This window comes from Betaproteobacteria bacterium (genome assembly GCA_016791345.1).
Taxonomy (GTDB): domain Bacteria; phylum Pseudomonadota; class Gammaproteobacteria; order Burkholderiales; family JAEUMW01; genus JAEUMW01.
In genome coordinates, this window is sequence record JAEUMW010000408.1 from 1 (window position 1) to 11,818 (window position 11,818).

At 65.1% G+C, this 11,818-nt stretch carries 16 protein-coding genes; 7 read left to right on the top strand and 9 right to left on the bottom strand.

The window, feature by feature from the left end:
* Positions 1 to 468, top strand: a 468-nt coding sequence (gene rsgA, locus JNK68_15420; protein ID MBL8541733.1) for a ribosome small subunit-dependent GTPase A, incomplete at its 5' end; no start/stop codon positions are given.
* A gap of 10 nt (positions 469 to 478) precedes the next feature.
* Here rsgA and JNK68_15425 read toward each other — a convergent pair.
* From JNK68_15425 to JNK68_15440, 4 genes are all read right to left on the bottom strand, one after another.
* Entirely contained in the window at positions 479 to 1,402 is a 924-nt protein-coding gene (locus JNK68_15425; protein MBL8541734.1) for a CobD/CbiB family protein, read from the bottom strand.
* A 370-nt stretch (positions 1,403 to 1,772) separates the two neighbouring features.
* Complete coding sequence (locus JNK68_15430) at positions 1,773 to 2,270, bottom strand: GreA/GreB family elongation factor (protein ID MBL8541735.1); 498 nt, start codon at positions 2,268 to 2,270, stop codon at positions 1,773 to 1,775.
* 146 nt (positions 2,271 to 2,416) lie between these two features.
* On the bottom strand, positions 2,417 to 3,076 hold the full coding sequence (locus JNK68_15435; GenBank protein ID MBL8541736.1) for a CoA pyrophosphatase: 660 nt from the start codon (positions 3,074 to 3,076) through the stop codon (positions 2,417 to 2,419).
* A gap of 187 nt (positions 3,077 to 3,263) precedes the next feature.
* Entirely contained in the window at positions 3,264 to 3,971 is a 708-nt protein-coding gene (locus tag JNK68_15440; GenBank protein ID MBL8541737.1) for an SDR family oxidoreductase, read from the bottom strand.
* A 125-nt stretch (positions 3,972 to 4,096) separates the two neighbouring features.
* Between JNK68_15440 and JNK68_15445 the strand changes: the two genes are divergently transcribed.
* On the top strand, positions 4,097 to 5,011 hold the full coding sequence (locus tag JNK68_15445) for a fumarylacetoacetate hydrolase family protein (GenBank protein ID MBL8541738.1): 915 nt from the start codon (positions 4,097 to 4,099) through the stop codon (positions 5,009 to 5,011).
* A gap of 10 nt (positions 5,012 to 5,021) precedes the next feature.
* Here the strand turns inward: JNK68_15445 and JNK68_15450 are convergent, their stop codons facing one another.
* Positions 5,022 to 5,432 carry a hypothetical protein gene (locus JNK68_15450; protein MBL8541739.1) on the bottom strand — a complete coding sequence of 137 codons (411 nt, stop codon included), beginning with the start codon at positions 5,430 to 5,432 and terminating at the stop codon, positions 5,022 to 5,024.
* 179 nt (positions 5,433 to 5,611) lie between these two features.
* Between JNK68_15450 and JNK68_15455 the strand changes: the two genes are divergently transcribed.
* From JNK68_15455 to JNK68_15465, 3 genes are read left to right on the top strand one after another with little or no spacing between them, the layout of a single operon-like run.
* Positions 5,612 to 5,872, top strand: a complete 261-nt coding sequence (locus JNK68_15455; protein ID MBL8541740.1) for a hypothetical protein — start codon at positions 5,612 to 5,614, stop codon at positions 5,870 to 5,872.
* Positions 5,873 to 5,924: 52 nt separating this feature from the next.
* Positions 5,925 to 6,761 (top strand): DUF692 domain-containing protein, encoded by an 837-nt coding sequence (locus tag JNK68_15460; protein MBL8541741.1) that lies wholly within the window; start codon positions 5,925 to 5,927, stop codon positions 6,759 to 6,761.
* The gene (locus tag JNK68_15465; GenBank protein ID MBL8541742.1) at positions 6,758 to 7,606 is read left to right on the top strand and encodes a putative DNA-binding domain-containing protein; all 849 of its coding nucleotides are present in this window, start codon (positions 6,758 to 6,760) and stop codon (positions 7,604 to 7,606) included. Before JNK68_15460 ends, JNK68_15465 begins: the two co-directional genes overlap by 4 nt.
* On the opposite strand, the gene JNK68_15470 is transcribed toward JNK68_15465, so the two are convergent.
* From JNK68_15470 to JNK68_15485, 4 genes are all read right to left on the bottom strand, one after another.
* Complete coding sequence (locus tag JNK68_15470; GenBank protein MBL8541743.1) at positions 7,548 to 8,276, bottom strand: amino acid ABC transporter ATP-binding protein; 729 nt, start codon at positions 8,274 to 8,276, stop codon at positions 7,548 to 7,550. The two genes, JNK68_15465 and JNK68_15470, sit on opposite strands and share 59 nt — an antisense overlap.
* A gap of 2 nt (positions 8,277 to 8,278) precedes the next feature.
* Positions 8,279 to 8,956 (bottom strand): ABC transporter permease subunit, encoded by a 678-nt coding sequence (locus JNK68_15475; GenBank protein MBL8541744.1) that lies wholly within the window; start codon positions 8,954 to 8,956, stop codon positions 8,279 to 8,281.
* Entirely contained in the window at positions 8,953 to 9,699 is a 747-nt protein-coding gene (locus tag JNK68_15480) for an amino acid ABC transporter permease (protein MBL8541745.1), read from the bottom strand. The genes JNK68_15475 and JNK68_15480 overlap by 4 nt, the downstream gene beginning before the upstream one ends.
* A gap of 91 nt (positions 9,700 to 9,790) precedes the next feature.
* Positions 9,791 to 10,699, bottom strand: a complete 909-nt coding sequence (locus JNK68_15485; protein MBL8541746.1) for a glutamate/aspartate ABC transporter substrate-binding protein — start codon at positions 10,697 to 10,699, stop codon at positions 9,791 to 9,793.
* Between the two features lie 226 nt (positions 10,700 to 10,925).
* On the opposite strand from JNK68_15485, the gene JNK68_15490 reads away from it, so the two are divergent.
* Together JNK68_15490 and JNK68_15495 are read left to right on the top strand one after the other, a co-directional pair.
* On the top strand, positions 10,926 to 11,438 hold the full coding sequence (locus JNK68_15490) for a DNA starvation/stationary phase protection protein (GenBank protein MBL8541747.1): 513 nt from the start codon (positions 10,926 to 10,928) through the stop codon (positions 11,436 to 11,438).
* Between the two features lie 45 nt (positions 11,439 to 11,483).
* A partial coding sequence (locus tag JNK68_15495; protein MBL8541748.1) for a hypothetical protein occupies positions 11,484 to 11,818 on the top strand: 335 nt, incomplete at its 3' end.

Genomic DNA, 11,818 nt, shown 5'->3' on the forward strand with positions numbered 1-11,818 from the left:
GCGATCGGCTATGACGTACTGCCGCTCGCCGCCAGGCAGGACGTTTCCCCGCTGCTGCCTCGGCTTCAAGGCCACACCAGCGTGCTCGTCGGCGAATCGGGCATGGGCAAATCGACCATCGTCAACCGCATCGTCCCGGACGCGCGCGCAGCGACGGCGGAGGTCTCGCGGGCGCTGGCGACGGGTAAGCACACGACCACCCACACACGGCTCTACCGGCTCGACGCCCACACGCGCATCGTCGATGCCCCCGGCATCCAGGTTTTCGGACTTCACCACATCGATCTGGCAGACCTCGCCCGCGCCTTCCCGGATTTCCGTCCGTGGCTCGGACAGTGCCGGTTCGCGAACTGCCGGCACCTGCGGGAACCGGATTGCGCAGTGGCTCGTGCAGCACAAGATGGGGAAATTGCAGAAGCGCGACTGCAGGCGTACCGACGCCTGCTGGAGGAACTGCTCCACGGCTAGCAGACGGGTATCAGCCCACCCAGTGCGCGAGGGAGACCAGGAGCAGGAGCGCCATCCAGAGCGCCAGCACGCGCCACACGAGACCGCTCGCACTCTTCATGTAATCGGCGTCCGGCTCGTCCCCGGTGCCAAGCTCGGGGCGCACGCGGACTTCTCCTCGTTCGCGGACCGCGTCGCCGAGACGAATGCCGATCGCACCGGCACCGCTGGCGAGCAGGATCCCCTGCCGGTGCGGCACCCACGACAAGGCCTGCGAACGCCAGCAGTAGACGGCATCCTCGAAGTCACCGGCCACCGCAAAGCTTGCCGCCGTCAGGCGCGCCGGCAGCCAGTCCAGCGCCGCGAACGCCTGCCGCGCAAAGTCGCCGAAGCGTCCGAACTCCTCTTCGTTGCGCGTACCCCACGAGCGATCCAGCTCCGAGGCGAGGCGATACAGCAATGCACCGCACGGCCCGGGCAGCAGGATGAACCACGCGATCACGCCGAATCCGTCGCGGTGCGCGTCGAGCAGGCGTTGCTCGATGGCGATCTTGGCAACCTCCGCCGCCGAGAGCTCCTCCGCGGGCTGGCCGGTCCACAGGGAGAGCGTCGCCCGTGCCGCTTCGAGATCTTGATTCTGGAGCGCGTCGCTGATCGTCGCGTAAGGGGTGCCGGCCTGCCGCAGCCTGACGGTGAAGTAAAGCACCGCCACGTTCAGCGCCCAGGCAAAGAGCGGGGAGAGGTGATAGAGCGCAAAGTAAAGGATGAGCAGCGCAAATACCGGCGCGCCCACCGCGAGCAACCAGCCGATGATGCCGTGGCGCGCCTGGCCGGCATTGAAGTTCTGCTCGATGCCGTGGGCGTACGCTTGGAACCCGTGCAGCAGGCGATTGTCCGCGCCCAGCATGCGCACCTGATCCAGAAGAAACGCGGCGAGCAACGACAAGAAGGACATGAGGAGCCCCGCAACGAGGCGCTATGGTACGGCCGGCCCCTCACTCCTTTCAACCGACCGCGAGAACCCGGCGAACCAAAAAAAACCCCGCGCCTTGCGGTCGCGGGGAAGAGCGCACAGCGGAGATTTTCTGGCGGGGAGTCCGAAGGCTGTTGCGGGACACCCTGGAAGTGATGCGCGCCAGACGACCGCATGATTTGCAACCGCCGTGCCAAATGATTCATGCGATATAAAACAATGGGTTGTCACCATACATGAACGGCCGAAACCGTTTCGCCAGTTTCAAGTTGGTGCCCGCGACAGCTCGCCCGCCTCACGGTGGTGCGGCAGGTTCAACAGGAAGAGGAATGCGGCAGAGCGCGGCCGCGCGCTAGCCGTAACGGATCGCGAGTACTTCGAGACCGCTGTCGCCGGCGGGGCGCTTCCAGACCACGTAGTCGCCGACCCGTGAGCCGATCATCGCCTTGCCCAGGGGCGACGCCCAGCTGATCTTGCCGACCGCCACGTCGGCCTCGTCCTCGCCGACGATACCGAAGGTGCGCTGTTCACCGTTGTCGTCGGCGACATCGACCATGGCACCGAAGTGAACCTCGTCGCGCGGCTGACTGGATACTTCCACCAGGATGGCAGTCTCCAGCCGCTGCTGGAAATAGCGAAGATCGCGCTGCACCTGCCGCAGATGCTGCTTCGAGAGCGGATCATCGGCCGCCACCAGTTGCGCCCGGCGCTCCTGCAGTTCGGCGTATTGCGCCTGAAGCTGCGCGAGCCCGGCGGGCGTCACGTAGTTCGGATAAGGACTCTGCGGCCGCTCCGGCAATTCGTCGGAGACGAGATCCTCGTCGGATTCCTTAACGAACGCTCGACTCATGTTGGGGGTCCGGTGCGGGTGATCGGAAGGTGTCGCAATGCCTATTGTGGTGGCTCAGGCCAGGCGCAGCAATAGCGCCGCGCTCGGAGCAGAAATCGTGATTGCGAGAAGCGAGCGCCGCGGTCGAGATCCGCGGCAGGTGCACCCTATTGCGGATGCGAGAGAATGCGCTGCAGATTGACGATCATCGCGGCCGTGGCACCCCAGATGAGACGGCCATCGTAGGGCATGGCGAAGTACGACCGACGCCGACCGTGATACTCGTAGCTGCGCTGTTCGTGCGAGGCCGGATCCATAAAAAAGGCCAGCGGCACCTCGAAGGCTTCCGCCACCTCGAAGGTGTCGAGCACCAGCGAGAACGGCGGCTCGATCCAGCCCACGACGGGCGTCACGCGATAGCCAGTGATCGTCCAGTACTCCGGCAGCAGGCCGAGCACGTCGACGTGATAGGGCGCAAGCCCGATCTCCTCGAATGCTTCGCGCAGCGCCGTATCGACCCGGGTGCCATCCACGGGCTCCGCCCGCCCGCCGGGGAAGCTGACCTGTCCGGCATGGTCGGCAAGATGGTTGGTCCGCTGCGTGAGCAAGAGCGTCGCCCCGCCCGGGCGGTTGACGACCGGCACCAGCACCGCCGCGGCGATTGCATCGCCGTGGGCTGCCTCGATGCTTTCGATGACATCGCCCTGCAACCGGGGTATGTCGTCGTTGCGGGCGGCCAGGCGCGACGCCAGCCACTCGCGGGTCACACCCGGTGCGAGCCGGTTCGGGGAAAGAACTTCACAGTGTTCCATGAGCATGCCAGGCATCCACGCAAGAGCCGTGCGCAATCATTGGCGCAGCAGCCGCAATCGCAAAAAGTCCCTGAAAAGACTGCCGCCGGGCGCATGGAGTTCCACAATCCACCTTGCCCTCGAGGGTACGCTTGGGGAGTCGACGCGGGCGTTGCGTCAGCTGTCGGCGACACGCGCTTCCCCTTTCACGCGCGTTGCAATGTCACCAGGCGATCACCTTGCAGTCGCGGAAGAAGCGTCCCGACGGACCGCCGTCGGGAAGGGTCGCGAGCCAGATGGCCGTTTCCGCCCCCTGCTCCACCGATCGCAGCGCGTGCGGTCCGCCCATGTCGGTGCGTACCCAACCCGGACACATTGCATTGACCAGGATGTTAGTACCGGTGAGCTCGGCTGACAGGGTGCGCGTCAGCGCGTTCAGAGCGGTCTTCGAGATGCGATACGCCGGAGTACCGGCTCCCATCTCCGCCAGTTGCCCGAGACCGCTGGAAAGGTTGACGATGCGGCCGTAGTTCTCCCGCTGCATCAGGGGAACCAGTCCCTTGACCATGAGGAACGGGCCGGCCAAGTTGGTCGCAAGCACTTCCTGCAGGGTGGCGAGCGACGTGGTGAGCACCCGGCCGCTGCGCGTGTCGATGACGCCGGCGTTGTTGACGAGCACGTCGCACGCGCCGTACTGCTCATCCACCCAGGCCACGAACGCATCGACGCTGCTCTCGCTCGTCACGTCGACGGCGTGACTCGAGACGCCGTTCAGTCCCGCGCTGGCAAGCTGCGCGACGGCGGCCTCACCCTTGGCGGCATCCCGGCTGCCGACTACCACCTGCATGCCCAGACCCGCGAGCTGCCGGCAGATCTCGAAGCCGATGCCCCGATTGCCGCCCGTCACCACCGCGATCTTCGGTCTCGTCATTTCCCCTCCGCTTGCGCCACTCCTCAGGCCAAGGAAATGCCCCGCAACCATCGTTCCCGCTACCTCGGATTATACTCCCCGCTTAGCAGCCCCCTGCCCTTCTTTGCACCGCCGAGGAAACGATCATGCGTTTGGTAACGTTCGCCGCGGACGCTTCGTCCGCTCTCCGCGTGGGCCTGATCGCGGCCGACGGCGCCATCGTCGACATCGGCGCCACGGCAGCGCGCGCCGGCATGACATTGCCGTTCGACGCCGGCGACATGGTGTCGCTGATCGCGGCCGGCGAGAGCGCTCGCGATGCGCTGCGGCACCTGGCCGCTGCGGCGTCGGCAGTGTGTCTGCCGGAGAGCGCGGTGCGCCTGCTGGCGCCGATCCCGCGCCCGCGCAAGAACGTGTTCTGCGTCGGATGGAACTACCTCGAGCACTTCGCGGAGGGCGAGGCGGTGCGCAAAAGCGGCGACAATCTGCCGGAACATCCCGTCTTTTTCAGCAAGGCCGTCACCGCCGTGATCGGGCCTTTCGACACCATTCCGTTCGACGCGCGCGTGTCGGCAAAACTCGATTGGGAAGTCGAACTCGGCGTGGTGATCGGCCGCCACGGCAAGAACATCCGGCAGGCCGATGCCCTGGACCACGTCTTCGGTTACACCGTGATCGACGATGTCTCCGCCCGCGACCTGCAACGGCAGCACGGCGGACAGTGGCTGAAAGGCAAGAGCCTCGACGGCACCTGCCCGATGGGACCGTGCATCGTCACCCGCGACGAGCTCGACGCCGGCGATCTGCGCCTGACGACGCGGGTCAACGGCGTCGTCAAGCAGGACTCCCGCACGCGCCACCTCTACTTCTCGCTGCCCCGACTGATCGAGGAACTCTCGCTCGGGATGACGCTGGAACCGGGGGACGTGCTGTCCACGGGCACGCCGCAGGGCGTCGGCTTCGCGCGCAACCCGCCGGAGTTCCTTGCCCCGGGCGACGTGGTCGAGAGCGAGATCGAGGGGATCGGCTGCCTGCGCAACCGCGTGGTTGCCGTCGACTGAGTCGGCAGGGTCAGACGCCGAGCAGCTTGGCGGTGCGTGTCACGTCCTGCGGCCTGACCCAGAAGATGGCCCCGAAGCGTCCGGCGCCGGCGGCGACGGCGTCGATGGCAGTGATGTTGATGTCGGACGCGGCGAGCTTCTCGAGCATCTCCACGATCGCACCGACCCGATCCTTGCCGCGCACGAGGAACCCCGTCTTGGTTTCCTCGAGCTCGATGCCGAGCTTCTTTGCCACCTTCTTGAAGAGCGTCGCATCCTCCGGCACGAGGTCGATCTGCGCGCGGCGACCGCTCGGAAAGCCGTGGAAGGCGAAAAGGTTCACCCCCTCCTCCTTCAGCTGCTTGAGCAGGTGGGCACCCTCGCCGGGCTTGTTCGGCCGGGTGCAGATGAAGTAGGTCACCTTCTGGACATTGTCAGCCATGGCTCTCCCCCGCGCGGGTCGATGTTGGATGTTCCTGAGTGTGCTAAATATCAGTACGCTTCGTTTTTCGCAAAGGGATTCGCCGCCTGCATCCGTTCTCGCGCATTGCGCGTAACAGCAGGCAGCGCAGGACGCACACTGCGTCTGGCGCAACATCCCATGAACCTGGAGGAGCATAGATGAACACATCGAGCAAGATGACGGGTATTGCCCTTGCCGCGGCCGCCGCCGCGCTGTTCGCTTCGACCACTATCGGCAGCGCGAACGCTGCGGAGGAAGCCAAGGTGCAGTGCATGGGCGTCAATGGGTGCAAGGGTCAGAGCGCGTGCAAGACGGCCAAGAACGACTGCGCCGGAAAGAACGCGTGCAAGGGCCAGGGCTGGGTTCGGGCGACCGAGAAGGAATGCGCCGCGAAAGGCGGCCAGGTCGTGAAGATGTAGCGACACCCACGGGCGGTACCTGCGTGCCGCCCGTCCTTCCGCAACGCCACCCATGACTGCGCAAGCACTCGCGGGCTTCGGCCTCGGACTGCGCACTGCGCACTACGACGCGATCCTTGCGACGCGGCCCCGCATCGACTGGTTCGAGGCCCTGACCGAGAACTACCTCGTCCCCGGCGGCAAGCCGCTGCATTACCTCGAACGGATACGCGCCGACTATTCCGTAGCCCTCCACGGAGTGGCGCTTTCGATCGGCGGCACGGACCCGCTCGACACCGATTACCTGCGACAGCTCGCCGCCCTCGCGCACCGCATCCAGCCGGCATGGATCTCCGATCATCTGTGCTGGACCGGTGTCGACGGCAGGCGTCTTCACGATCTGCTGCCACTGCCTTGGACCGACTCGGTGCTGCGGCACGTGGTCGGCCGCGTGCGCGCGGCGCAGGACTCTCTGGGGGAGCGCATCCTGCTCGAGAACGCATCGAGCTACGTGACCTTCCGCGCGTCGGAGATGACGGAGTGGGAGTTCCTCGCCCGTGTCGCCGAGGACGCCGATTGCCTCATTCTGCTCGACGTCAACAACGTCTACGTGAACAGCCGCAACCACGGCTTCGACCCGCTCGCGTATCTCGATGCCCTCCCCGGCGATCGCGTGCGTCAGGTCCATCTGGCCGGCCACGCGGACTACGGCGATCACGTGATCGATACGCACGACGCCACCATCGTGCCCGACGTATGGGCGCTCTATCGCCACACCGTGGAGCGCTTCGGCCCGGTGCCGACGATGATCGAGCGCGACGACCACATCCCGCCGCTTGACGAACTGCTCGCCGAACTCGACGTCGCACGCGGCATCGCTGCCGCGGTTCTCGAACGGCGTGCGGCATGAGGGCGCTGCGCACCTTGCAGCTCGCGTTCAGCAACGCAGTGCTGTCCGCCGGGGACCGGGGGCCGGACGCGATCGCCGAGCCGGCCGGCGGCGAGCGGGGCAGTCGCTTCGCCATCTACCGCGACGGCTACCGGCTGCGGCTGGCCGAGTCGCTCGCCACGGACTATCCGGCCACACGCGCCGTCCTCGGCGCCGAGCGGTTTGCCGCGCTGGCGCAAGCGTTCGTGGCGGCGCATCCGTCGCGCCACTTCAACCTGCGCTGGTACGGTAGGGAATTCGCCGATTTCCTGCGCGCGAATCGTGAGGCGCAAAGCAACCACATCGCCGATCTCGCCGCCTTCGAGTGGGCGGTGGCCGGCGCATTCGACGCCGCGGACGCGCCCCCGCTGACGGTCGACGACGTCGCAGCCGTTCCGCCGGAGTCGTGGCCGTACCTCGTGCTGGCATTCCATCCCTCGTGCCGTCGGCTGCAGGTCGGCAAGCACGTGCCGTCGCTATGGCAGGCCGCCACTGCCGGAGACACCGTATCGTGCCCGGCAGACGACCCAACCGACGCGCCGTGGATCCTCTGGCGCAGGGAACTCGCCGTGTTCTACCGGCAACTCGCCGCCGATGAAGCCGACGCGCTCGACGGCGCTGCGCAGGGAGCGAACTTCGCCGGGATCTGCGTGAGACTTTCCGCCCACGTGCCGGAAGCGCAAACACCTGCGCGCGCGGCGGCATTGCTGCGGCAGTGGGTCGAAGACGGGCTCGTCGTCGGGTTCGACGACGGCACCGGCGACCTCGTCAGTGGTGGAGGATCTTCGCCAGAAACTGCTGCGCGCGATCCGTCTGCGCCTGTGTGAAGAAGTCGTCTTTCGGCCGGTCTTCGACGATGGCGCCGTGATCCATGAAGATCACGCGGTGCGCGACCTTGCGCGCGAAGCCCATCTCGTGGGTGACCACCATCATCGTCATGCCTTCCTTCGCGAGTTCGGTCATGACGTCGAGCACCTCGTTGATCATTTCCGGATCGAGCGCGGAGGTCGGCTCGTCGAAGAGCATCGCGATCGGATCCATCGCCAGGGCACGTGCAATCGCGACCCGCTGCTGCTGGCCGCCGGAGAGCTGACCGGGATACTTGTTCGCATGCGCCTTGAGACCGACCCGATCGAGGAGTTTCATGCCCTTCGCCGTCGCCTCTTCCTTCGAGCGGCCGAGCACCTTGATCTGGGCCAGGTTGAGGTTGTCGGTGATGCTCATGTGCGGGAAGAGCTCGAAATGCTGGAACACCATGCCGACCTTCGAGCGCAGCCGGGCGAGATTGGTCTTCCTGTCGCCGACCGACACGCCCTCGAGCAGGATCTCGCCTTCCTGGAACGGTTCGAGCCCGTTGACCGTCTTGATGAGCGTGCTCTTGCCCGAGCCCGAAGGTCCGCACACCACCACCACCTCGCCGCGCTCGACGTTGGTGGTGCAGTGCTTCAGCACCTGGAAATCGCCGTAGAACTTCGAGACGTTCCTGATTTCGATCATGCTCATACCGCATACCTCTTCTGGAGTCGCTTCACGAGGTAGGATGCGCCGTAGCACATCACGAAATACACAGACGCGGCGAACAGATACATCTCGACGAGACGGCCGTCGCGCTGCCCGATCTTGCCCGCCACGCCGAGGAAATCCGGCAGACTGACCACGTACACGAGCGAGGTGTCCTGGAACAGGATAATGCTCTGCGTGAGCAGCAGCGGAATCATGTTGCGGAAGGCCTGCGGCAGGATCACGTAGCGCATCGCCTGCGCGTAGGTCATGCCGGTTGCGTACGCGGCGGAGACCTGACCGCGCGGAATGCTCTGAATGCCGGCGCGGATGATCTCGCAGTAGTAGGCCGCCTCGAAGATCATGAACGCGATCAGCGCCGAGTAGAACGGCCCCACCGTGGCGGGCTGACCGGAGATCGCCGCGATGATGAAAGGCACCAGGAAGTAGAACCAGAAGATCACCAGGATCAGCGGGATCGAGCGGAACAGGTTGACGTAGGCGCCGGCGAACCATGCCAGCGGCTTGATCGGCGACAGCCGCATGAGCGCGAGCAGCGTGCCGAAGAGGATTCCGCCCAGCATCGCCAGCACGAGCAGCGTGAGCGACAACCCCATGCCCGTGAGAAGGTAGGGTATCGCCCCCGGAATCGAGCTCCAGTCGAACTCGTAGCTCATTTTCCGCCCCCCCCCGCGATGTAGCCCGGGACGCGGAAGTGCTGCTCCAGCCAGCGCATGATCGTCACCGCCGTAAGCGTGATCGCGATGTAGAGCACCGTCGCCGCGATGAAGGCCTCGAACGTGTTAGCCGTGTACTCGGCGATCTGCCGGCTCTGCGCGGTGAGCTCGAGCAGCCCGATGGTGAGCGCGACCGACGAGTTCTTGAAGATATTCATGAACTCGCTGCCGAGCGGCGGGATGACGATGCGGAACGCCATCGGCAGCAGCACGAACTTGTAGGTCTGCCAGAGCGTGAGGCCCATGGCGAGACCGGCGTTCTTCTGTCCCTTCGGCAGCGCGTTGATACCGGCGCGGACCTGTTCGCAGACGCGTGCCGCGGTAAACCAGCCAAGGCACAGGAACGAGGTCAGGAACGCGTTCAGCGTCGGGTCCATCTGCTTCAACAGGTCGCCGAGACCGAACGGCAACAGCTCCGGGAAGACGAAGTACCAGATGAACAACTGCACGAGCAGCGGAACGTTGCGAAAGACTTCGACGTAGGCAGTGGCGATGCCCGACAGCCACTTGTTGGGCGCGGTGCGCATCACGCCGAGCACGGAGCCGAGCACGAGCGCGAGCACCCAAGCCGATAAGGCTACCGATACGGTCCACCCAAGGCCGGAAATGAGCCAGTCAACATAGGTAGCCGACCCGTCCGGGGTCTTCTGCAGGAAGATCCCCCAGTTCCATGCGTAGTTCATCGACGGCCCTCTCTATCCTGGATCCAAGGGCACGCGCGGGCCAGGAACCTCCGGCGCGCGCCCCACCTTCGGCGAGACGGGACGCAGCCCCTTACTCGAAGGCCTTGTCGTTCGGATTCTTGAAGAGCGCCGCAAGCTCGGGGCTCAGCGGGAAGTCAAGATTGACGCCCTTCGGCGGTATCGGGCTCAGGAACCACTTCGCATAGATCTTCTCGATCTCGCCGCTCTTCATCACGGCCGCCAGCGCGTCGTCGACCGCCTTCTTAAACTGCGGGTCATCCCTGCGCATCATGCAGCCGTAGGCCTCGAAGGACTGCGGCGTTCCCACCACGACGAACTCCTCGGGGTTCTTCGACTTCGCCCGCTCGCCGTAGAGCAGCGCGTCGTCCATCATGAAGGCCACGGCCCGCCCCGACTGCAGGATCAGGAACGATTCGGCGTGGTCCTTCGCGCTGATGATGTTCATCCCCATCTTCTTGTCTTCGTTCATCTTGCGGATGAGACGCTCGGACGTGGTGCCTGCGGTGGTGACCACGGTCTTGCCGGCGAGGTCCGGAAAATCCTTGATGCCGGAGGTCTTCCGTGTGAGCAGCCGCGTACCGATGATGAAGATGGAATTGGAGAAGGCGACCTGTTTCTGGCGCTCGAGGTTGTTGGTGGTCGAGCCGCATTCCAGGTCGACCGTACCGTTCTGCACGAGCGGGATGCGCGTCTGCGACGTCACCGGGTTGAGCTTCACCTGCAGGTTCGGCGTGTTGAGCTGCTTCTTGATCGTCTCGACGACCTTGATGGCGAGGTCCTGCGAATAGCCCACCACCTGCTGTTTGTCGTCGATGTAACTGAACGGGATCGACGACTCGCGGTGACCGAGCGTGATCGAACCGGTGTCCTTGATCTTCTTGAGCGTGCCGGTCAGTTCTTCGGCACCGGCAGGAAGGTTGACGAGACCCACCGCGAAAAGAAAAGCGGCGACGATGATGCGAGACGGACGCATGAGCATCTCCTTCGGGCGGCTGAGGCAGGTTGCACACGACGGCAACGCATGGAGAATAGCCGATTTCCCGTGACGCATCCATGTACGGCGCGTGTCGGCCGATGTCGCGGCGGGCATCGGTGTCGACTATCGAGGCAATCCGCATAAACGATGGCGCCTAGTTGAACCGTCGGCTCCGCCCTGGATCACAATAGTGGGCATCAAACACACGCTATTTGCAAAGGAGAACCACATGGCCAAGAAGGCCACGAAGAAAGTCGCCTCCGGCAACGGACACGCCATCGACATCGGCATCAGGGAAGCGGATCGCGAAGCGATCGCGGCGGGTCTGTCAAAGCTCCTCGCCGATACGTACACGCTTTACCTGCAAACACACAACTTCCACTGGAATGTGACCGGACCGATGTTCCAGACGCTGCACCTCATGTTCGAAACCCAGTACAACGAACTCGCGCTCGCCGTCGACCAGATCGCCGAGCGCATTCGCGCCCTGGGTTACCGGGCGCCGGGTACCTACGGCGAGTTCACCAACTTGAGTTCGATCAAGGAGGTGAGCGGATCGCCGAAGGCCGAGGAGATGGTCCGTCTGCTGGTCGAAGGTCAGGAAGCGGTCGTGCGCACGGCGCGCTCGGTGTTTCCGGCGGTCGACGAGGCACACGACGAGCCTTCCGCCGACCTCCTCACCCAGCGCATGCAGGTACACGAAAAGACGGCCTGGATGCTCCGAAGCCTCCTGGAAAAGTAACGTAATCGCTCCGAGGCAGCGGCGCTCACGCCGGTACAAGAGCCCATGACCACCACCGCGCTCGCCATCGCTGACTGGCTCCGCCACGGGCGCTCCGCCGCCCAGGGCGGGCAGCCGGACTGGCGGCGCATCGTCGGTCTTGCCATCATCGTCGGCGGTGCGATCCTGCTGTTCGCTACCTGGAGTGGGCAACTGTCGGCATTCCTGGTCGCCCATCCGCAGATTCGCGACGGTGTGTTCGCGAGCCTCCTCGCCGGACTCGCGACCGGCGTTGGCGCGCTGCCGCTGCTCGTCATGCGCGCGGTGTCGGAGCGGATTCGCAATCCCGCCCTGGGCTTCGGCGCGGGCGTGATGGTAAGCCACGAGATCATCCCGGAATC